The following is a 22,540-nucleotide window of genomic DNA, read 5'->3' as shown; positions in this document are numbered from 1 at the left end:
GGAGCCTGTCCTACGCGATGAGATCCTTCGCCAGTCGTAGTAAACCCTGCAGGGTTTCTTCCGCGGCATCGACCATCCGGATCGGTCCTGCCAGACGCTGGCCGATCAGTTCCCGTAACCTCGGAAAACGCTGCGCCAGGCCGCCGGACAACACGATTCCCTGCCAGTCACGGTTTGGCTGGAGGCGACTTGCACACAGTTCGTAGTTGGCCGCCATGTTCTCGAACGCAGCCAGGAACAACTGGCCGACGGTCAGGTTTTCCAGCCGGATCCGGTCGATCCTTCCGTGGTCCCCCAGGCTGCCCGCGAAGAAGGCGAGATTGACCGACAACTCAGAGGGTTCGGCGTTTGCGACGGCTTCGGCGATCTTCGACCACGGATCGCGCAGCGGATGTCCCTCCGCTGCGGCCAGTTCCCCCAGCAGACCGACCAATGCGTTGAGCGAGCGGCCCGCTGGCAAATGCGTGATCGTGTTGAGGTATTGGCCTCCCAGATACGGCCGGGTCTGGTAGTCGCCCGGGACGAGCGACGACGTCAGGACCGCGGCCTGCGAGCCGGTCGAGATGTTGAGCGAAAGCTCCCCCTCGACCAGTTCGGCCCCATAGAGGGCGGCCTGCTGGTCGCCGATCGCCGGATAGCAGGGGATCGACTGACCAGCGATTTTGCAGCAACCAGCGGGTTCATCGTGAGCAATCAGTTCGGGCCAGGCGATTTCATTCAGCCCGAGGCGGTCGAACCAGTCGTGTTGCCAAGTCCGTGTCTGCAGATCGAGCGTGCCGAGGGCGAGGGTCGCTTCCTGGCGGGGAGGCGTCCCGCAGAGGCGTGACAGGACGTAGTCGGTCAGATTGACGGCGACGGTTCCGGCGGGGAGCAGGCCGTTCTCGCGGAGCCAGAAGAGGAGTCCGGGGGTGGAGCCGGGGCGGAGTTCGCGGCCGATGGCGGTCAGTTCGTCTTCCGTCGTTCGGCGCTGCAGTTCCTCGAAGTAGGTGCCGTGACCGCCGGGGTGAGGTTCGAGGACGCGCTGGTCGCGCCAGGAGAGGTAGTTCGTCCGGTGCTGCTGGCCGTCGGGGGTGACGAGGATCACGCCTCCCATCTGGCTGCAGGCGAGGAGGCCGGTGCAGGGGGTGGGGCTGAGATTTGCCAGTTCGGCGATCAGGTCGCGGACGTGGGCGATGACGGGTTCGGGATCAATCTCGAACCACAGAGCCGGTTGACCGGGAACGGGATCGGGAAATGGTCGGCTGCGGACGTGGGTGATTGTCCCGCTGGCCGGGTCGAGGAGGGCGGCCTTGATCGAGGTGGAACCGAGGTCGAGACCGATGAAACTCATGCTGAGACTCGGAAAACAGAAGAGGGAACCACGAAGGTCGCGAATGGACACGAAGAAAGGCCGGTGAGAGGAGAGGGCGCTCCGAGCCTGTGATTTTTCCGCAGTTCGCTTTGCACGATTCTTCGGAGGGCGCGACAACGGGCGGCAGGAATCAACCCGTCCCCGCCCTCAGTCTGCTCACGGCGTCCCCCGGTTTCAACGCGGGTGCGGGACGAGGAGGCCCAGCGGGAGAAAGGACAGGGCCCGTTCGGTCCGAGGAAAGGAGACACGCCGGTCATTGCCCGCTGGCGGGAACGGATGGGGACGGCCGCGGGGCAGGTAATCGACCGGCTGCGATCGAGTCTGGCGGAGCATCCGAACGCGGTGTTCCGCGACCGGGGTCTGCGGCAGTTCGTCGTTCGGGGTCTGGCTGGCTCGGCTGTGACCGAGGGCGAGGCAACCGGCCACGCGTCCTGACCGGACGGTGATTGGCAATGACGGAGGCTGCGGCCCGACGCCGAGACTTCGCCCGGAGGGGGCGGCTCTGTGACGGTTGGGGGGAAAGGATCACAGGCTCGGAGCGTCGTGGTCTGTCCGGTCGACTGCTTTTATGAGGGGCAGCAAATGCTCTTCATCCATCCGGACGAGTGTGTCGACTGCGGCGCGTACGTCCCGGAATGTCCGGTCGAAGCAATCTGCCACGAAGACAATGTGCCGGAACCGTGGCGGGATTACATCCCGTTGAATCGGGAAATGTCGGCTCGCTGCCCGAATATCAATGGGAATGAAGACGCCGTTGCGAGACGCCGGGGGTCAGAACAATCCCCTCGACTCTCACTGAACTGACGGCGGAGGCCCTTCAGGAACATCGCAACGGTTCCATCGAAGCCCTGGACCCGCAACGACTTTGAACTCCCACACCACTCGCCGATTCCACGCTCCTTTCTCTGCCGTTGCCCATCCCTCCCTGGAATTCCGGGATTGTTTCGCATCGTGCGCAGTCGATATGATGGAGAGAGCACCCCTGAGCCGCGATCCTGCCTGCAGGGTCGCCCCGCCTGACTGACCTGCCTGCCCCGAGAATCCTTCCATGCCCGGCTTTGCCCGCGTTTTCGGCTGCGCTCTTCTTGTCGTCTGTCTGCAGACGACGGTTCCCGCTCAGACTCCGCAACCACAGGCCGATCCCGGGGCTCAGCTCGATTATCAGAAAGACGTCCTGCCGCTGCTGACGAAGTTCTGCGGCGACTGTCACAGCGGCGATCAGCCGGATGCCGGGGTGGCGTTCGAACGGCTCAACATCGAGCTGGCCCGCACCCGCGATCGCGCGACCTGGAAAAAGGTCTTCACGCAGCTCGATGCCCACATCATGCCGCCGGCCGACGCCGAACAGCCTTCGGCGGAAGAGCGGGCCAGAATGGCCGCGTGGGTGCAGAGCCACGCCGTCACCGTGATCTGCGACGGACCGGCCTATCCGGGGCGCGTCACTCTCCGCCGGCTGAACCGGAGCGAGTACAACCGGACGATCCGCGATCTGATCGGCATCGACTACCGCCCCGCGGACAGCTTTCCTTCGGACGATGTCGGCTACGGCTTCGACAACATCGGGGACGTGCTGACGCTGCCGCCGGTGCTGCTGGAGCGGTACCTGGACGCCGCCGACGAGGTTGTCCGCCGGGCGATTCTGGTGCCGGAGCTGGACTTCGCACCGGTGGTGACCAAACCGGGCAAGGTGCTGGCGTCGGTCTCCGAGGCGGGAGATGAGTTCGAGTTCGTGGCGAATGCCGACTACCTGTTCCGCGTACAGGCGTACGGCGATCAGGCCGGTCTCGAACCGACGAAGATGGCGTTTCTGCTGGATGGCAAGGACCTGCAGACGGTCGACGTGCCGGCGACGTCGAGCGATCCGGGGACCTATGAATTAACCGCCCGCGTCGAACCGGGCAAGCATCGCGTGACGGTGAAGTTTCTGAATGACTACTACAAGCCCGACGATCCCGATCCGAAGCTCAAGGGGGATCGGAATTTGCACGTGCAGTCGGTGTCGGTGATTGGTCCGATCGGAGCGCTGCCGGAGACTCTGCCGGAATCGCATCGGCGGCTGATTCCCCACACGCCCGCGGCAGGAGCCGATCGAAACGCGCAACTGGCGGCCGTGCGGGCCAACCTGACGCCGCTGCTGCCGCAAGCCTTTCGCCGTCCGATGGCCGCGGAAGAGGTCGAGCGATACGTGGGGATTGCGAATCTGGTGCTCGACGACAAGGCCAGCTTCGAGCGGGCGATGCAGGTGGCGGTTCAGGCGGTGCTGGTGTCGCCCCGGTTTCTGTTCCGGGTCGAGCAGGACCCGCCGGCGGAAGGTCCGATCGCCGTTCGCGATCTGGATGACTTTGAACTCGCCACACGGATCAGCTACTTCCTGTGGAGCAGTCAGCCGGATGCAGAGCTGACTGCCGCGGCAAGCGCCGGCACGCTGAAGGACCCCGCGGTACTGGAACAGCAGATCCGGCGAATGCTGCAGGATCCCCGGAGCGACGCCCTCGTCGAGAACTTTGCCGGGCAGTGGCTGCAGTTGCGGAACCTGCAGACGATTTCGATGGATACGAAGCAGTTTCCGGAGTTCAACCCGGAGCTGCGCGTGGCGATGCGGCGGGAAACGGAGTTGCTCTTTACCGCGATCATCCGCGAAGACCGGAGCGTGCTGGAATTGCTCACCGCCGACTTCACCTATCTGAATGAGCCGCTCGCGAAACTGTACGGGATTGAGGGGATCAGCGGGAACGAGTTTCAGCGGGTCTCCCTGACCGGGTCGCCGCGAGGCGGACTGCTGGGTCAGGCGAGCATCCTGACGGTGACGTCGAATCCGACGCGGACATCGCCCGTGAAGCGGGGGAAGTGGATTCTGGAAAACTTGCTGGCGGCCCCACCTCCGCCACCTCCGCCGAACGTACCGTCGCTGGAAGCCCAGAAGGAGGAGACCAAGAAGACGGCGTCGCTGCGCGAACGCCTGGAGCTGCACCGGTCGAATCCGGCCTGCGCCGCCTGTCATCGGCTGATGGACCCGCTGGGGTTCGGACTGGAGAACTTCGATGCGATCGGCAAGTGGCGCGACAAGGACCACGATTCGCCGGTCGATCCGCGGGGCGAGCTGCCGGGCGGGCGGACGTTCAGCGGTCCAGTCGAACTGCGGCAGATTCTGATCGAACGCAAGGCGGAATTCCGCCGGTGCGTGGCGACGAAACTGCTGACCTATGCGCTCGGTCGGGGCCTGGAATACTTCGACGAATGCTCGCTGAACGAGGTCACGGCGAAGATGGAGTCTCGGGATGACAAGTTTTCGGTACTGGTGCTGGAGATCGTGAAGAGCACGGCGTTCCGGCAACGCGCGAGGACGGCGATGCCGGAGTAAAGAAGCAGAAGATTCACCGCAGAGTCGCGGACGACGCGGAGAAGACAGGCAGAGAGAACCACGAATATCACGAATGAGCACGAAGGACGGCAAAAGCGAAGACTGGCAGCAACCACGGAGTTCACGGAAGCCACGGAGAATGGGAAAACGGGCCGGAACTGATGGTTGAAAGCAGAATTGCGTTCCTGCGAAGGCATCAAGATGCGTTGCAAGTCTTTTCTTAAGAACGATTTGTGTTCATTCGTGTGATTCGTGGTTGTCTTGGGCTTTGGTGTCTGCCGATGAACGTTGTGGAAGTAGTCTGCGGCGGGGATTTCGCATAAAATTCAATTGATGGTTGTGAGTTCCAGAGTTCGAAGGTGACGTCAATGGGTCTGCCACGTATTTCCCGCCGGACGGCTCTCAAGGGGCTGGGAACGGCGATTGCGCTGCCGATGCTGGATGCCATGCTCCCCCGGTCGTGGGCGGCTGCGGAACAGGCGGCGAAGCCGTTGCGGATGGCGTTTCTGTACGTCCCCAACGGCAAGCACATGCCCGACTGGCTCCCGACGACCGAAGGGGCCGGGTATGAACTGCCGAAGACCCTTCAGCCGCTGGCCGGCCTGAAGGACGACTTCTGCGTCCTGTCGGGACTGACGCAGCAGAAGGCCAACGCCAACGGCGACGGGGGAGGCGATCATGCCCGCGCGCTGGCGACCTTCCTGACCGGCACCCAGGCGCGCAAGACCGACGGCGCCGACATCCGGGCTGGCGTCTCCATCGATCAACTGGCCGCTCACGAGTTCGGCAAGTCCACGCGGTTCGCCTCGCTGGAAGTCGGCGCGGATGCCGGCGGCCAGTCGGGCAACTGCGACTCGGGCTATAGCTGCGCGTACTCCTCGAACATCGCCTGGCGCAACGAGTCTCAGCCGGTGCCGAAGGAAGTCGATCCGAAGCTGATCTTCGACCGGCTGTTCACCTTCGGTCGGCCGGGGGAATCGGCAGAGGCTCGTGCCCGGCGCGAGCGCTACAACAAGAGCATTCTGGACATGGTCCGGGACGACGCACGTCGCCTGCAGAGCAATGTGGGCGTCGCCGATCGACGGAAGCTCGACGAGTACCTGACCGCCATCCGCGAACTGGAAGTCCGGATCGATAAGGCGGCCAGTGCCCCCGCCGGGCAGTCGGTGCCGATGGATCGTCCGAAGGGCGTCCCGGCGTCGTACGAAGAGCACCTGCGGATTCTGGGCGACCTCGTCGTGCTGGCGTTCCAGACCGACACCACGCGCGTCTCGACCTTCGTTTTCGCGAACGAAGGGAGCAACCGCAGCTATCCGTTCCTGGATGTGCCGGAAGGTCACCACGAGCTGTCGCACCACGAGTCGAAGGCCGAGAAGCAGGCCAAACTGCAGAAGATCAACCAGTTCCACGTCACGCAGCTCGCCTACTTCCTCGAACGGCTCAAGGCCGCGAGGGAAGGCGAAGAGTCGCTGCTCGACCGGAGCCTGATCGTTTATGGCAGCGGCATCGGCGACGGCAACGCGCACAACCACAACAACCTGCCGATCATTCTGGCGGGCAAGGGTGGCGGACTGGTCAAATCCGGTCGGCATATCGCCTACCCGGACGGCACGCCGCTGACCAACCTCTACCTGTCGATGCTCGACGGGGCGGGAATCCACGTTGAAAAACTGGGCGACAGCAGCGGCCGGCTGACGGGGCTGGATACCTGATTGACGGGTATCGGGTATGGGGATTCGGGTCTCGCAGAAAAGAGGTCCGTCGTCGGTGGTCAGCAAGTAGGGCCGGTTTCACCGGCCGCATTCCCCACGGGAAAAGCGAAAAGAGACCGGTGGAACAGGCCCTGCTTCACTGACGGGGCTGGTCCGTGAGAGCGGTCGCGAAGCTCGATCCGGACGAGAATGGGTGGCCGGGGCAGGAGCGTCTTCGCGATGCCCCGGTCCTGGCTGGATTTACCGAAGACCGGGGCTTCCCTGCGGCCCAGCGCCGGCCACCCGAAGTTGTGCGTGAAAAAATCAGATCGCATCCGGCAGGACGTCCTGTTTCCGCCGGGTGCGATTTTTGTTTCGTCGGCAGTGCGATTCGACATTCCAGTCGCCGCGAACGTAGAATTCTCGGATCACATTCCCAAAACGATTCAGCTCCGGGAGAGCACTCGATGAGCGGCTTGCGCGTCTGGCTGGGGGCGGCGGTTGTCCTTGCATTGTCTGTTGCTGCGGATCTGTCGACGGGGCGCGCGGGAACGATCGAAGAAGCCCGGGGCCGGCTCGACGCCGACGTCCGCTACCTCGCCGCCGACGACCTCGAAGGCCGGGGAGTCGGGACCGATGGCCTCAATAAGGCCGCCGACTTCATTCAAAGCGAGTTCCAGAAAGCCGGGCTCGATGTCACCCGCATCGACGGTGGCGCCTTTCAGAAGTTCGAGATCGTGACCGGGGCGACGAAGGGGCCGGTCAATTCGCTGAAGCTGGTCGCGCCCGACGGCACAGTCACCGAGCTGGAGATGGGCAAGGACTTTGAAGTCTGCTCGTTCGGCGGCTCCGGGAAGATTGATGTCGAACTCGCCTTCGCGGGCTATTCGATCGATGCTCCCAAAGAGGGCTACAGCGACTACGCCGGGTTCGACGCCAAAGGCAAGGCGCTGCTCGTGATGCGCCGCAATCCCGGCCAGACGGGCGGCGCTGATCCTCACGGCGGCAATCCGCATGCGACTGGCGAGGGGAAGGGGCCCGATCTGACGCGGCATGCCGATCTGCGCGCCAAGTTCAGCCAGGCCAGCCAGCACGAGGCCGCCGCCGTGGTGTTCATGAACGATCCGCACGCCATCGGCGAAGCCGCCGAAAGCCGGAAGTCGCAGATCAGCAAGACGGAGTCAACCGTCGTCGCCGCGGCGGAAGCCTTCATCGCCGCCGATCCCGCCAACGAAGCAGCCGTGAAAGAGGCTCAGCAGAAGCTGACCGAGGCCGTCCGCAAACTGCAGTCGGACCGGGAAGCCGCGAAGACGGCCGATTACGACGTGCTGATGAAGTTCGGTTATGCCGGCAACGGGGGCGAGGCGAAGTCGCCGCTGCCCGCCGTCCACATTACGCAGGCGATCGCCAACAAGGCCCTCGAAGGGGCGCTCGGCAAGCCGCTGAAAGTTCTGGAAGCGGAAATCGACTCCGACCTGAAGCCGCGGAGCGCCGTGCTGACCGGCTGGAAGCTGCAGGGGGAGGTCTCCGTCGAGCAGACCCGCAGTGAAGTCAAGAATGTGATTGGCGTGCTGGAAGGAGAAGGGCCGCTGGCTGGCGAAACGATCGTCATCGGCGCGCATTACGACCACGTCGGAAAGGGAGGTGCAAACTCGCTGGCGCCCGGTTCGACCGAAGTCCACAACGGCGCGGACGACAACGCCTCGGGAACGGTCGCGCTGATCGAACTGGCCCGGCACTTCGGCTCATTGCCGCAGAAGCCCGCCCGCCGGCTGGTCTTCATCGCCTTCACCGCGGAAGAGCTGGGGCTGATCGGCTCCGCGCGGTACGTGAAGGAGCCCGTCTTTCCGCTGGAATCGACGATCGCAATGTTCAACATGGACATGGTCGGCCGGCTGCAGGACAACAAGCTGACGATCTTCGGGACCGGCACCAGCCCCCGCTGGGAGCCCGAGCTGAAGGCCCTCAACGAAACCGCAAAGTTCGAGTTCGCCTTCAAGCCGGAAGGCTTCGGTCCCAGCGATCACTCGTCGTTCTACGGCAAGAAGATCCCGGTGCTGCACTTCTTCACGGGAACGCATCCCGACTACCATCGTCCGTCCGACGACGCCGACAAACTCAACGTCGAAGGCATCGCCCGCGTCACGGCTCTGCTCGAACCGCTGATCGCCGAGACGGCGGCTAATCCCGAGCGTCCGGCGTACGTCGAGGTGAAGGGGACCGCCAACCCGATGCGCGACGGCAGCCGGCCCTACGTGGGAACGATCCCGGACTTTGGCACGACCGATCCCGGTTACGCAATCTCCGGAGCGGCCCCGGGCAGCCCGGCGGATAAGGCGGGGCTCAAAGCGGGGGACCGGATCGTGAAGCTGGGCACGAACGCGATCACCGGGCTGGACGACTTCGACCTGGCGCTGCGGAAATTCAAGCCGGGGGAAGAAGCGGAGTTCACGATCATCCGGGCTGGGCTGGAGATCAAGGTAAAGGTGACATTCGCGCCGCCGCGGTAGAGCAGCGGGCGGCTCATTGCTCCACCTTCAACCCCGCCAGAATCGCGTCGACCGGAGACGCCGCAATCCGGTCGTCCCGTTGGCGGTCGGGCGGCTCGTGCTCGAAACGAAAAGCCTTCAGCGCGTCGGGCAGCTCTTCGCCGGGACTGAGCGTTTCCACAAAGGCATCCCACTCCTCCTGCTCGGCCTCAGTCAGTCCGTGGTACCACAGGCAGTAGTCGACCAGCGACTTGCCCTGCAGGACCACTTTACCGAAGCGGCTCTGCTGAGCCACAGCGTCCGGCTGGTCCCAGACGGTGTAGGTCAGCAGCGGCGGCTGGCCGGGTCGGGGGAGGAACTGGTCCGGCCAGGAGACTCGCTGGCCTTCGACGGACCAGTCGCCATTGGTCGCCACCGGTTCGCGGCCGGTGTTGAGACTGAGCCTGAGCTGGTCGCCTCCTGCCAGGACCGCGCCGGTGAGCAGCACGTCGCTATACAGCCCCAGCACGTCGAAGGAATCCGGACGCGCGAGCGTTGGATCTTCGCGCAACTTCTTCTGCCAGTCATCGAGCAGTTGCTGGAACTCCGCGGTCGTTTCCAGGTACTTGTCCAGCGAATGCTTCAGAGACTCGGGAGTCGCCAGAAACTTCAGACTTTCGGCGAAGAGGTCGTCATCAGAGCGGGCGACAATCTTCTGCCGAATGACTTCCAGCATGCGTTTTCCGTCGTCTCGACGACTGTCCGAAGCCGCGCGCATCAGCGCGGGGACTTCTTCGTAAGTGAAATACCCCCGTTCGACCAGATACTGCATGACGCGGACGAGGAACTCGGGATTGCGGTCGTCCTGTCGCGACAGCCCGGCGGTCCAGAGATACAGCGCGAGATTCAGCACGTCCCGGCGGACGTGCGAGTTGAAAAACTCCTTCAGCGACGGCCAGCCGGGATCGCTCCGGAATTCCTGTCCCAGCCAGCCGATCAGGTGATCGGTCACGCGATCGGCAGCCACCTTGCGGCGTTCCCATTCCGCGGCGACATCGTCGACGCCCCGGAAACGCTCCACGTACAGCGCGGCCGAACCGAGTGGCGTCTCCCAGCGGGTGCAGGTCCCGTGTCCGCCGATATCATCGGGCAGGCGACCGGCGAACGAGTTCTCGAACTCCTGGACTTTTGGGTTTCCGGGGAGGTCGGTGGAGTAGGCGGTGGCGAGACGCTGCAGCTCGTCCGGCGTCGCGGCTGGCCCGAGACACTTGATGTGAATCCGGCGCTGCAGCTTTTCGCCGACGGGCGTCAGTTCGACTTCGTATTCATTCTGCACGCACCCCGCGAGAGCGCCGACCAGGACCGTCAGACAGGCGATTCGAGTCATGACTGTCTCCCGAGCATGGCGCGCGCAGATTGGAACCGGGATGCAACTCCCGCCGATACGATCCTCAAATTCGTAGCATTATTCCCCGCCAGCAACTCGACGTCCGTTCTCCAGACGGAACCGGCGTCCCATCAAAATCCGCTTGAACTTCGCCTCGCATCGGGTAACATGCAGAATGCCGCTGGGGAGAGCTCTCCCCAGCGCACCCGCCTGCTCTCCCTGCCCGGTGTGAGCTACCACCGTCCTGTCGGACGGGTGGATAGGCGCGTCTCCGACCGCCGTCAAATGTTGGTTCCCGCCTGAGATTGACCGACCTTCCGCCTGCCAGCATCGTCGTCGACTGATCGATCCGTTCGCATCGGCGACCCCACTGGCTCCCTCCCGGAATCCCGGCCAGCGCAGTCCGGAAACCTCATTCGACTTAACGCCGAAGAGGTGCACCTGATGACTGTTCGCGCTCTCCCCTTGACCCTCTGGGCCGTTCTGACTCTGCCATCGGCCGCGTTCGCCGCGGACATGCCCGAGAAAGTCAGCTTCCACAAGCAGATTCGCCCCATCTTCCAGGCCAACTGCAACGGCTGCCATCAGCCCGCCAAGCCGGAAGGGGCGTTCGATACAACCTCAATCGCCAAGCTGCTCAAACCAGGCGAATCGGGCAAGGCGGGGATCGTCGCCGGCAAGCCTGACGAAAGCCATCTCCTGCAGCAGATCATTCCCAAAGATGGCAAGGCGGCGATGCCGCAAGGCAAAGACCCGCTCGTCGACCGCGACATCCAGCTCATCCGCCAGTGGATTGCCGAAGGGGCCGTCGATGACAGCCCGGCGAACGCCACCAGCTCCGTCGACGCCGAACACCCGCCGGTCTACACTCGCCCCCCGGTCATTTCTTCAATCGACTATTCGCCGGATGGTTCGCTGATTGCCGTCGCCGGCTTCCACGAAGTCCTGCTGCACAAGTCGGACGGCTCCGGCCTCGTCGCCCGGTTGATCGGCCTGGCCGAACGGATTGAATCCGTTCGCTTTTCGCCCGACGGCAAGCAGCTCGCCGTCGCGGGCGGCCTACCCGGCCGGCTGGGCGAAGTGCAGATCTGGGACGTCGAAGGCCGCAAGCTCGTCCAGTCGATCACGGTCACGTACGACGTGCTGTACGGCGTCAACTGGTCGCCGGACGGCAAGCTGATCTCCTTCGGCGCCACCGACAACAGCGTGCGTGCATTCGACGTCGCCAGCGGCGCGCAAGTCCTTTTCATGGGCTCGCACAACGACTGGCCCCGTGACACGGTCTTTTCGACCGACGGCTCGAATCTGATCTCCGTCAGCCGGGACCGCACCACAAAGCTGACCGAAATCGCCACACAACGGTTTGTCGATAACATCAGCTCGATCACCCCCGGCGCGCTCAGCGGCGGTCTGGCCGCGATCGCCCGGCATCCCCAGCGCGACGAAATCATCATTGGCGGGGCCGACGGCGTACCCAAGCTCTACCGCGTCTTCCGCCTGGTCAACCGCGTGATCGGCGACGACTCGAACCTGATTCGCGAATTCCCCGCCCTGACCGGCCGGATCTTCAGCGTCGATATCAGCCAGGACGGCAAGCGGATCGCCGCCGCCAGCACGCTCGACGGCGTCGGCGAAGTCGCCGTCTACGGCTACGAATTCGACACCGCTCTGCCGGACGACATCAAGTCGGTCATGGCCAAGGTCGCCTCGTCCCGCAACGCCGAGGAGAACGCCAAGCTCCAGAAATACATCACCGACGGCGTTCAGCAGATCTCCAAGGTCCGCATCGACGGCAGCTCGATCTACTCGGTCGCCTTCTCGCCCGACGGAACGCGGCTCGCCGCGGCTGGCGGCGACGGACAGGTCCGGTTGATCGACCCCGCCAACGGGCAAATCGTCAGCCAGTTCCCCGTGGCCGAAATCACCCCGGAATCCGGGTCCGGACGACCGACCGTGGTGATGACCGCAGCGTCCGCCGTTCCCACGCCGACCGACAAGCTCGCCGATGGTCTCCAGGTCCAGGCGCTCGAAATCTCCCCTGCGACGGTGGAGATCAGCCGCCCGTTCGACTACGCCCAGTTGCTGGTGACGGCCCGCCTGTCGACCGGCGAGGCGCTCGACGTGACCCGCATGGTGCAATGGCAGATCACCAGCCCGGTCGCGGTGATCGCGCCGGGAGGCCTGCTGACCGCCCATGCCAACGGCGAGGCCACGGTGACGGCGTCGCTGGCGGGGCAGTCGATCCAGTTGCCGGTGAAAATCGCCGGTTTCGCCGACGATTTCCGCGTGGACTACATCCGCGAGGTGACGCCGGTGATCGCCAAGCTCGGCTGCAACTCCGGCACGTGCCACGGATCCAAGGATGGCCGGAACGGCTTCAAGCTGTCGCTCCGCGGTTACGATGCGGTGTACGACATTCGCGCGTTTACGGACGATCTGTCGTCCCGACGGGTGAACGTGGCTTCGCCCGACGACAGCCTGATGCTGCTGAAGTCGACGAACTTCGTGCCGCACGTCGGCGGACAGGTCACCCGCCCCGGCGAACCCGCCTATCAGATCATTCGCAACTGGATCGCCGGCGGCGCCCGCGTCGATCTCAAGTCGCCGCGCGTCGCGTCGATCGAACTGCTGCCGCAGAATCCGGTCGCCCCGCTTGCCGGCGCGACTCAGCAGATGCGGGTCATCGCCACGTATGTCGACGGAACCCGCCGGGACGTGACGGCCGAGGCCTTCATCGAAAGCGGGAACGGCGACGTTGCGTCCGCCAATTCCAAGGGGATGCTGACCGCCATCCGTCGCGGCGAGGCGCCGCTGCTGGCCCGCTTCGAGGGGGCGTATGCGGCGACGACGCTGACCGTCATGGGGGATCGATCCGGCTTCGTCTGGCAGGACCCGCCGAAGTTCAATCCGGTCGACGAGTTCACCGCCGCCAAGTGGCAGCGGATGAAGATCCAGCCGTCCGAGCTTTGCACTGACGCTGAGTTCATCCGCCGGGTCTCGCTCGATCTGACCGGGATGCCCCCGTCCGCTGACGATGTCCGGGCCTTTCTGAACGACGCCCGCGACAGCCGCGTCAAGCGCGACGAGCTGGTCGACAAGCTGATCGACAGTCCCGCCTACGTCGAGCACTGGACCAACAAGTGGGCCGACCTGCTGCAGGTGAACCCCAAGTTCCTCGGCGGCGAAGGAGCCAAGCTCCTCCGTGACTGGATCGAGAAGCAGGTCGCCCAGAACACCCCGTACGACAAGTTCGTGCAGGAGATCGTGACCGCGACCGGTTCGAATCGCGAGAACCCGCCCGCGTCGTACTACAAGGTCCTCCGCGACCCGGTCGACACGATGGAGAACACGACCCACCTGTTCCTCGCCGTCCGCTTCAACTGCAACAAGTGCCACGATCACCCGTTCGAACGCTGGACTCAGGACCAGTACTACGAAACCGCGGCCTACTTCGCCCAGTTCGGTCTCGATCGCGACCCCGAGAGCAAAGACCGCAACATCGGCGGGACGGCTGTCGAAGGGGCCAAACCGCTGTTCGAAATCGTCGCCGATCGTCCCGCCGGGGAAGTGAAGCACGACCGGACGGGCGCAGTGACGGCGCCGAAGTTCCCGTATCCCGCGAAGTTCGAGGTCGCCGAGAACGCCACCCGCCGCCAGCAGCTCGCCGGCTGGATGACCTCGCCCGACAACCAGTACTTTGCGAAGAGCTACGTCAATCGGCTGTGGGGCTACATGTTCGGCGTGGGGATCATCGATCCGATCGACGACATTCGCGCCGGCAATCCGCCGACCAATCCCGAGCTGCTCGACTACCTGACGCAGGAGTTCCTGAAGAGCGGCTTCAACACCCGGCACGTGATCCAGCTCATCTGCAAGAGCCGGACATATCAGTTGTCCTTCGTCTCCAACAAGTGGAACGAAGACGACAAGATCAACTACTCGCACGCCATGCCCCGCCGGCTGCAGGCGGAATCGCTCTACGACGCGATTCACGCGGTGACCGGCACCCAGACGAAGTTCCCCGGCTATCCAGTCGGCACCCGGGCGGCTTCGCTGCCCGACGTCGCCTCGGCCCTCGGTGGCGGTTTCCTGCAGACATTCGGCAAGCCGCCGCGGGAAAGCGCCTGCGAATGCGAACGCCAAGGAGGCCTGCAGCTCGGACCCGTCATGGCGCTGATCAGCGGGCCGACGGTGGGCGACGCCATCGCCGATCCGAACAATCAGCTCACGCAGCTCGTCGGCAAAATCACCGACGACAAGGAACTGATCAACGAAATCTTCCTCCGCATTCTGAACCGCCCGGCGAAGGACGCGGAAACGGCGGCGGTCCTGAGCGAGATGGCGGGGCTCGACGTCGACCATCAGCAGCTCAGCATGCTGCTGGCCGAACAGGAAGCCGCCTGGGCGCCGGTCCGAATGAAAATGGATGAACAGCGGACGCAGGCCATCGCCAAAGCCGAGCAGACGCTGGCGGACTACGAGAAGGAACTGGCGCCGAAGATCGTCGAAGCCGAGGCCCAGCAGAAAGTCCGGATCGCCGATGCCGAGAAGGCGGTCAAGGACTACGAGGCCATGTTCGCCACGAAGGTCACCGAGTTCGAAACCCAGCAGAAGGATCTGCCGGTCTGGACCGTTCTCAAGGCCAAAGAACTCAAGTCGAGCATGAACGCCAAGCTCGAACAGGGCGAAGACGGCGCAATCTTTGTCGACGGACCGAACGACGTCGGCACCTACACGATCATCGTCGATACGGAACTGACCGGCGTCACCGGCGTCCGCCTCGAAGCCCTCGCCGATTCCCGCCTGGGAGGTGGCGGTCCGGGTCGGGCGGCGAACGGCAACTTCGTCCTTACCGAATTCGAAGCGAAGACCGCTCCCGTCGCCAATGCGGGGGCCGCCGGTCAGAAGCCGGCGAGCTTCGAAAACGCTCAGGCCGATTTCCAGCAGGACAGCTTCCCGATTGCCAACGCCATCGACGGCAACAACAAGGCCGCCAACAACGGTTGGGCCGTCGCTCCCAAAACCGGCGTCACCCACTGGGCGGTCTTCGAGGTCAAGGAAGCCAGCCAGTACGAGGGCGGCACGCGCTGGATCATCACCATGCACCAGCGCTACACCGACAAGACCCACCAGCTCGGCAAGTTCCGGCTGTCGTTCACGACGGACAAGAAGCCGGTGCAACTGGGATTGCCGGCCCACGTCCAGGACGCCCTGGCGGTCGCCGCCGACCAGCGGACCGACGCCCACAAGCAGGCGCTGATCGAGTTCGTCGCCGGGCAGGATCAGGAATACGCCAAGAAGAAGCAGGCCCTCGCCCAGGCGATGGCCCCGCTGCCGACCGACTCGAAGCTGGTTCAGCTTCGCAAGGAACTGGAGGAAGCCAGGGTTGAAGTGAAGGACGATCCGAAGCTGGTCCGGCTGCGGCAGGACGTGCAGCAGAGTCAGGCCCAGCTCAACAACCGCCGCCTGACGACGGCCCAGGACCTGGCCTGGGCGCTGATCAACAGCCCGGCGTTCCTGTTCAACCACTAAGCCGACCGGCGCTTGACGGATTCTGTGAACCACGAGGCCCAGCGTAAGCCGGGCCTCGTGGCGTATCAGGGCTGGCAAAGGCGACCAGGTTCTCGGACATTGTTGCGGGTGGCTGGGGTCGGTCGCTTTGGACCGCCCCCAGCAATCGCGCGAAACGCCAGAGGGTTCGAAGTCTCGGCGGACTACTCTGCAAGAGGCATCATGCGGTCGTCATGGACGAACTTCATTGAGGAACCGCGTGGCTTTTCGGAAATCCATTCAGGATCACCTGACAGGGCTGCAGATTCTGATCGTCGAAATGGTCTGGACTGATCTTGAGCCCCTCGAAGGGGGCGACGGGTTGTAGCCACGGGTGAAACGGAGTCTGTCGGCAGGCGGACGGAGTGCAACCCGTGGAATTTGTCGCCCCCCATGCACAACCGCCCCGGCAGGGGCGGAGGAATCGCGGCCATGCACCGAACGCCACCGCAGGGCTTCCCGTCTTGATGGGAACCAATCCACGGGTTGCGCGTCGGTCGGCTTCGCTGCCGCGCCGCTCCACCCGTGGCGACAGCCCGTCACCCCCTGGCGGGGCGAAGAGAGAGCCGTCAGAACCTCCGTACGTGTGGACGATCAACGGCCGACTGCACCCATCGAACAGTCGTGGCGTCTCTGGTATCGCAGGGGTTCTTGATGCTGTGTAATATTGTCCCCTCGTCAATAATCGCCTGCAAGTCCTCGTTCAGTACGCCGCAGCAGAATCAAACGTCGCTGGTCGCCGTCCCCCGCATCCATCCCGAACTCGCCGAGAGCACCATGAAGGCCCAGGAACGCAAAGCCCTGCTCCAGACGCTGCAGGAACGCTTCGAGCAGAACATGCAGAGACACAAAGGAACGGCCTGGGCCGACGTGCTGGCCCGGCTGGAGCAGAATCCCGGCGCGCTCAAGTCGCTTCGCGAAATGGAGCTGACCGGCGGCGAACCGGACGTGATTGCTCACGACCCGGAGACGGACCAATTCATCGTCTGTGATTGCTCGCCGGAGAGCCCGGCGGGGCGCAGAAGCATCTGCTACGACCGCGCGGCGCTCGACTCGCGGAAGGAGCACAAGCCGCAGGGGAGCGCCGTCGAACTGGCGGCCGCGATGGGCGTCGACCTGCTGACCGAAGACCAGTACCGCGAGCTGCAGCAGCTCGGCGAATTCGATGCGAAGACGTCGAGCTGGATCAGAACGCCGGCAGACATCCGCTCTCTCGGCGGTGCCCTCTTTTGCGACCGGCGCTTCGGCAAGGTCTTCGTGTATCACAACGGCGCGCAGTCCTACTACGCGGCCAGAGGCTTTCGGGGTTTGGTTCGGGTCTGAGTCTGAAGCCGTATCACAGATACCGCGGAATAGAGTGGGCTTCGGATGCTGTGTATAACTCTCCTCTAATCAGTGATACGTCGCGACTCCTGGCCGAGCCTGACGCATCAGAACTGACGACTCCGTGCTCGACGGCCAGATTGCGGTAATGTTCTGCAGCGATTCGGCGGTTAATTGTTTGGAGTCAGACATGCTAGCCCCCTCAAATGTATCGCTGCCGTTCTTCTCATATGGCATCTTCCAGCCGGGCGAATTGTCCCACTTTCGCATTCGACGATTTGTAACAGGAACATCAACCGCGTGGGTCAAGGGCGGCCTTCGGCTACGAGACGGACTACTAATTGCCGACCCTGGCGGGAGCGATCGAATCGCAGGTGTGGTGCTGACTTTCGACCCCGCAACCGCAAGTGACGCCTACGATGCCATTGCGGAGCTTGAACCAAAGTCGCAGTACCGATGGGAAGAGGTGCAGACAACCTCCGGTCGCGCAAACATCCTCTGGGGTGTCAGCCCAAAGAAGGGAAGCAATGCACTCGATTCAGAGTGGTCGAGCTGGGACGATCCGCTCTTCACCGATGCCATCGACTTGGTGTTCGAGACAGTTGAAGCGAATACGGCTTGGGAGTGGGATACCAAGCAAGCATTTCGCGTCCAGATGGCGTATCTGCTGCTCTGGAACTCGATCGAGCGCTACGTTTCATTGAGGTATCACTTGGGCGGCGACGCAACGCAGAAGGTACTCAAACTTGCGGAAGAACCAGCGTTCGCCGAAGGTCTACGCAGATTGAGTACTGAAGAGAGGTCAGTTCAGCGCGCCGATCAGCCGCAGACGCGTTTGAAGTTCGATCGCAACGATCCGAAGGCAGCCGTCAACTACTACTATCAAGTCAGGTCGAACATGGTTCACCGCGGCAAGAGTATGCCGCGCGATCACCGCATCGTTGTCGAGAGTTGCTCTGAACTCGTAGCTCTTTTCAAGCACGTGCTTGCCCAGGCCAAGTCGGAAGCCACGACTTAAGAACTGACATCCTCCAAAACTGGACCTGCATGCACGGCGTGCTTCCGCCGGCCCGTTGTGTCTCCGTTCGTCTATGTCCACTTGCCGCTCACGTCGGCGAATCAGACCCGCCCTTCACGCACCCATCCTGCCTTCGCCCGCCGGACCTCGGCCATCCACCACCGGATCTCTTCTCCGCGAATTGCCTCACTCCGCCGCCCGGATCACGTATTCCAGAATCGCCACGCCGTCCTCATAGTTCGTCGAGTGTCCCCCCTCGGGACGATGAATCACCAGCGGCTCCCGCCCCAGCAGCTTCAGCACGTTCGCCAGCCGCAGCACGCTGTCCGGCGGGACGAGCGTGTCTTTGCCGCCGGTCGTGACGGCGATCGGCATTGTCAGCCGTTCGGGCCAGTATTCGGCGCTCCGCTGCTTGTACTGCTCCGGCACCTCGGCCTTCGTGCCGCCGTACGACTCCGCAATCGCCTCCGGAAACTGCTGATACTCCAGCAGATTCGCCGTCCCGTTCATCGCGGCGACCCCGCTCACCAGTTCCGGATGCAGCGCCGCAAACGCCAGGGCTGACGTCCCTCCCATCGATCCGCCGCACACAAACACCCTGCCGATCCTGAGCTGCCGTTTCAGGTCGCCGAGGATCTGCACGAGGTCGGCTTCCGCCTTCGGCCCCATCCACGACGTCTTCGCCCGGTAATCGGGGGAGATGTAAAGCATGCCATGCCGGGCGGCGACGTCGCGGGCGGCCCGGCACTCGTCCCGGCCGTCCTTCGCGAACTGCCAGCGATCCGACCCGTGCCCGTGCAGCGCAATCAAAACGTCGTGCGTCGCGTTCTCGTCAAACTTCGCCGGCACGATCTGCACGTACCGCTGTTCGGAGCCGTCGCACTCGGCCTTGAAGGCGACGTCTTCGACGCGAGGTTCATCCGCCGTCGCCATCCCGGACAACGTCAACAGGCAGACCGTCGCGACCAGGACCCTTGGCAGACGCATCGTGGACTCCGCAGACTTCAGGTTTGCGACGGCGCATAGTCCCGCACCAGCACGCGGGCGCTGCGCAGACCGTCGACGGCCGCACTCACGATCCCCCCCGCGTAGCCGGCCCCCTCGCCGACCGGGTACAGCCCCGCAATGTTCTGACACTGCCGGTTCGCCAGGTCGCGATCGATCCTGACCGGCGAACTCCCCCGCATCTCGGGGCCGACCAGCATCGCATTCTTGAGAAAGTCGCCGCGGAGCTTCTGGTCCATCACCGGCAGCCCCTTGCGGATCGCCTGAGCGATCACCGGCGGCAGAAACTGGTCGAGAGCCAGCGGCCGGACACCCCGTTCGTACGAGCACTCGTACTTCGCCTTCGGATCCGGCGACCGCCCGGCGACAAAGTCCTTCGCCGGCTGGATCGGACAGTAGTAGCTCGCCCCCGCCAGCTTGTAGGCCAGGGCCTCGTACTTCCGCTGCAAGTAAACCCCCGCCAGCGGATGATCGCTGCCGAATTCGTTGGGCTCCAGCGTCACCACGATGCCGCTGTTCGCAAACGGCGTATCGTGCCGGGAGTTGCTCATGCCGTTCGAGCAGAACATCTCCGGCTCCGAAATGCTGGGAATGATCACCCCCCCCGCGCACATGCAGAACGTGAAAACATCCTTCGGCCCGCGGGCGTTCAGGGTGTAGTCGGCCGCCCCCAGCAGTTGCAGGTATTCGGGACGGCCGTACTTGTGATGATTGATCTGCGCCTGCGGCTGCTCGATCCGCACCCCGAGCTGAAACGCCTTCTGCACGATCGGCACGCCCAGTTCGTGCAGCATCTCATAGGTATCGCGGGCGCTGTGGCCGATTCCCAGAATCACATGCGTCGCGGGAATGTACCCCGACGACGTCATCAGCCCCGCCATCTGCCCGTCCCGGACGTCGAGCCGTTCGACGCAGCAGCCGAAGCGATACTCGCCCCCCAGAGCCTCAATCTTCCGCCGGAAATTCCGGCAGATCATCGGCAGCTTGTTGCTCCCCAGGTGCGGCCGGTTCTCATAGATGATCGACGGCCGGCCGCCGCACTCGACAAAGCGTTCCAGCGTCCACTCGACGTCGGGCCCTTCCAGCCGGCAGGTCAGCTTGCCGTCGCTGAAGCAGCCGGCCCCCCCTTCCCCAAACAGATAGTTGTTCTCGCGCTCGAACTCCCCCCCCGCGTCGAAAGCCCGCACGGCGGGAACGCGCTCCTTGACCGGCATCCCCCGTTCCAGGATCAGCGGTCGGTAGCCTTTGAGAGCCAGGTAGTACCCCGCCAGCAAACCCGCCGGTCCCGAGCCCACCACCACCGGCCGCTCGCGCAGCGGGGCCGTTCCGGGAGCCGGGTCCTCAAACCCCGGATGCTGGTAGGCCACCACGTCGCCCCGCAGCCGGCTCTGCAGCGATGACGACCCATACACCTCTTCGGGCAGATCGACCAGCGTCGTATAGACCCACTGCAGATCCACGGGGGACCGCGCGTCGAGGCTCTTCTTGAGGATTCGCCACCGCGTGAAGTCCTCGGGCCGCAGTCCCAGCTTCTGCGCCAGCCGGTCCGGCAGCACGTTTTCGGGAGCCTCTACCGGAAGACGTAAGTTCGAAATGCGAACGGACATAACGCGCAGACAACCAGCGGGCGGAAACGGAGGAAACCGAGGGCAAGCCGCCCATTATCGGGCCGGCGTCTCCGCCGAACAAGTCGCCGAGCGGACTTCGCGACCGGCATGACAGGGTGACTGCCGGTTTCTACAGTCAGTCAGAAGCCATTTCTGTAACAGGCTTCCAACCTCGTAAGGTCCGCTCTGTTTCGCGCAGACATCGGCGGCAAATCAGGTATGACTAAGAGGCCTCGCACTTTCACCTCTCTTGACGTCGCCCACGACGACTGCGGGTCGTCGTTGTTCCGCAGAACCTCCAGTCCGCCAACTCCACGACTCTCACTCACCGAGGACGATCATGAAACGCCGCCTGTTGAAGGGATTTGTCTGCGCGATGCTGTGCGTCGCGACGTTGCCTGCCCTGGCGCAAACCAACAACGGCGGCGGCAATAACAGCGGCGGCAACTCGGGCGGCAATAATAACAATAATAACAGGAGCAGCTCCGGAATTCGGATCGATGCGGCGGGGTTAATGACCGCCGTGCTGCCGTCCGATTCCGACGCCGCTCTCGACCATCGACGTCGGACAGCCCTGGCCAGGAAGTCCGAGGCGGGCGACTGGACGAAGCCGAGTGAATGCCGCAAGGTGTCGCTCAATCGCCTCGAAGAAGCCTATACCGCCGCAAAAAAGGCCGGTCAGGCTTTGCCGACCGACCTGACCCAGTTGGCCGGTCTGCAGCAGATCGACTACCTGTTTGTTCTCCCGGAGAGCCGGGATCTGGTGATCGCCGGCCCGGCGGAAGGCTGCGTCCCGGATGCCATCGGGCGGATGGTCGGCGTTGAGTCGGGACGCCCGGCGCTCAATCTCGAAGACTTCTGCGTGATCTGGCGAACGCTGGCGACGGCGCCCGTCGTCGGCTGCTCCATCGACCCCGAACCGGCCCGCCTCGCTCAACTGCAGAAGTTCCTGGCGCAGAACAGCACCGCGGCGACCATCAACGTCGTCGAACAGCGTTTTCAGATGATGCCGGCGATTCTCGGTCCGCAAAATGTCAGCGTAACCGGGGTTCCCGCCGATTCGCACGCCGGCGCCGTTCTCGTCGAGGCCGACTGGCGGATGAAGCGCATCTCGCTGGGGCTCGAAAATCACCGTGTCAAAGGCCTGCGGAGTCATCTGGACATGCTGACGACCGCCGGCGGCAACAGCATGCAGCGCTGGTACTTCGTTCCGCTCTACGACGAGCTCGTGAAGAGCCAGGACGGAATGACGTTCGCCTTTCGCGGACAGCGCGCCCAGCTCGTTTCCCAGGAAGAACTGACCGACGCCAGCGGAACACGATCGGAGGCCCCGACGACGCGCCTTTCGACTACGGCCTTTGCGAAGCAGTTTACGAAGCGGTTCCCCGATCTGGCGGCCAGGTCGCCGGTCTTCGCAGAACTGCAGAATCTCGTCGACTGGACGCTGGTGGCTTCGCTGATCCGCCGGGACGGTCTGGCGGAGAAGGTCGGCTGGTCGGTTGAAGTCTTCAGCGATCCGCTTCAGAGCGACTACACCCACGGCGCCGCACCACGGACCGTCGCGTCCCTGGTCAACGCCAAACGCGCCGGCAATACGGTCATCGGTCTTGTCGGCGGCGGCGTTTCCATCGGACAGAAGCGGCTGCTCGACGCCGGCGCCTGGCAGGCCGAGAACGGACAGCGCCTGGACGGACAGCGGACCACGGCCGTCGAAGGAGCTCGCTCCGCAGCTCACCCCTGGTGGTGGGACTGATCGGATCACAGGAAAAAGTCGAACGT

At 63.9% G+C, this 22,540-nt stretch carries 12 protein-coding genes; 8 read left to right on the top strand and 4 right to left on the bottom strand.

Annotated features, from left to right (window positions below):
- Positions 1 to 10: 10 nt before the first annotated feature.
- On the bottom strand, positions 11 to 1,330 hold the full coding sequence (locus tag SH412_RS26085) for a sedoheptulokinase (protein WP_336520975.1): 1,320 nt from the start codon (positions 1,328 to 1,330) through the stop codon (positions 11 to 13).
- 525 nt (positions 1,331 to 1,855) lie between these two features.
- Between SH412_RS26085 and SH412_RS26080 the strand changes: the two genes are divergently transcribed.
- The 4 genes from SH412_RS26080 to SH412_RS26065 all read left to right on the top strand — a co-directional run bounded on the left by SH412_RS26080 (position 1,856) and on the right by SH412_RS26065 (position 8,913).
- Positions 1,856 to 2,155: a 4Fe-4S dicluster domain-containing protein gene (locus tag SH412_RS26080; protein ID WP_336520974.1), complete on the top strand. Its 300-nt coding sequence runs from the start codon at positions 1,856 to 1,858 to the stop codon at positions 2,153 to 2,155.
- 244 nt (positions 2,156 to 2,399) lie between these two features.
- Positions 2,400 to 4,712 (top strand): DUF1592 domain-containing protein, encoded by a 2,313-nt coding sequence (locus tag SH412_RS26075; protein ID WP_336520973.1) that lies wholly within the window; start codon positions 2,400 to 2,402, stop codon positions 4,710 to 4,712.
- Positions 4,713 to 5,080: 368 nt separating this feature from the next.
- On the top strand, positions 5,081 to 6,424 hold the full coding sequence (locus tag SH412_RS26070; RefSeq protein WP_336520972.1) for a DUF1552 domain-containing protein: 1,344 nt from the start codon (positions 5,081 to 5,083) through the stop codon (positions 6,422 to 6,424).
- Positions 6,425 to 6,870: 446 nt separating this feature from the next.
- Positions 6,871 to 8,913 (top strand): M20/M25/M40 family metallo-hydrolase, encoded by a 2,043-nt coding sequence (locus SH412_RS26065; protein ID WP_336520971.1) that lies wholly within the window; start codon positions 6,871 to 6,873, stop codon positions 8,911 to 8,913.
- A gap of 13 nt (positions 8,914 to 8,926) precedes the next feature.
- On the opposite strand, the gene SH412_RS26060 is transcribed toward SH412_RS26065, so the two are convergent.
- The gene (locus SH412_RS26060) at positions 8,927 to 10,258 is read right to left on the bottom strand and encodes a hypothetical protein (RefSeq protein WP_336520970.1); all 1,332 of its coding nucleotides are present in this window, start codon (positions 10,256 to 10,258) and stop codon (positions 8,927 to 8,929) included.
- A 444-nt stretch (positions 10,259 to 10,702) separates the two neighbouring features.
- On the opposite strand from SH412_RS26060, the gene SH412_RS26055 reads away from it, so the two are divergent.
- The 3 genes from SH412_RS26055 to SH412_RS26045 all read left to right on the top strand — a co-directional run bounded on the left by SH412_RS26055 (position 10,703) and on the right by SH412_RS26045 (position 18,149).
- Complete coding sequence (locus SH412_RS26055; RefSeq protein WP_336520969.1) at positions 10,703 to 15,790, top strand: DUF1549 domain-containing protein; 5,088 nt, start codon at positions 10,703 to 10,705, stop codon at positions 15,788 to 15,790.
- 795 nt (positions 15,791 to 16,585) lie between these two features.
- Complete coding sequence (locus SH412_RS26050; protein WP_419555827.1) at positions 16,586 to 17,131, top strand: DUF4256 domain-containing protein; 546 nt, start codon at positions 16,586 to 16,588, stop codon at positions 17,129 to 17,131.
- Positions 17,132 to 17,255: 124 nt separating this feature from the next.
- A complete protein-coding gene (locus SH412_RS26045) occupies positions 17,256 to 18,149 on the top strand; it encodes a hypothetical protein (RefSeq protein WP_336520967.1) in 894 nt (297 codons plus the stop codon).
- Positions 18,150 to 18,335: 186 nt separating this feature from the next.
- Here the strand turns inward: SH412_RS26045 and SH412_RS26040 are convergent, their stop codons facing one another.
- Positions 18,336 to 19,136, bottom strand: coding sequence for an alpha/beta hydrolase family protein (locus SH412_RS26040; protein ID WP_336520966.1), 801 nt, complete (start codon positions 19,134 to 19,136; stop codon positions 18,336 to 18,338).
- 17 nt (positions 19,137 to 19,153) lie between these two features.
- Complete coding sequence (locus tag SH412_RS26035; RefSeq protein ID WP_336520965.1) at positions 19,154 to 20,761, bottom strand: NAD(P)/FAD-dependent oxidoreductase; 1,608 nt, start codon at positions 20,759 to 20,761, stop codon at positions 19,154 to 19,156.
- A 340-nt stretch (positions 20,762 to 21,101) separates the two neighbouring features.
- Here SH412_RS26035 and SH412_RS26030 point away from each other — a divergent pair, with 340 nt between their 5' ends.
- On the top strand, positions 21,102 to 22,514 hold the full coding sequence (locus SH412_RS26030) for a DUF1598 domain-containing protein (protein WP_336520964.1): 1,413 nt from the start codon (positions 21,102 to 21,104) through the stop codon (positions 22,512 to 22,514).
- The last annotated feature ends 26 nt before the right edge of the window (positions 22,515 to 22,540 follow it).

Origin of the sequence: Planctellipticum variicoloris, assembly GCF_030622045.1 — a bacterium.
Taxonomy (GTDB): Bacteria; Planctomycetota; Planctomycetia; order Planctomycetales; family Planctomycetaceae; genus Planctellipticum; species Planctellipticum variicoloris.
Note: the sequence above shows the minus strand (reverse complement) of the source record. Positions and strands in the feature narration are given on the sequence as shown.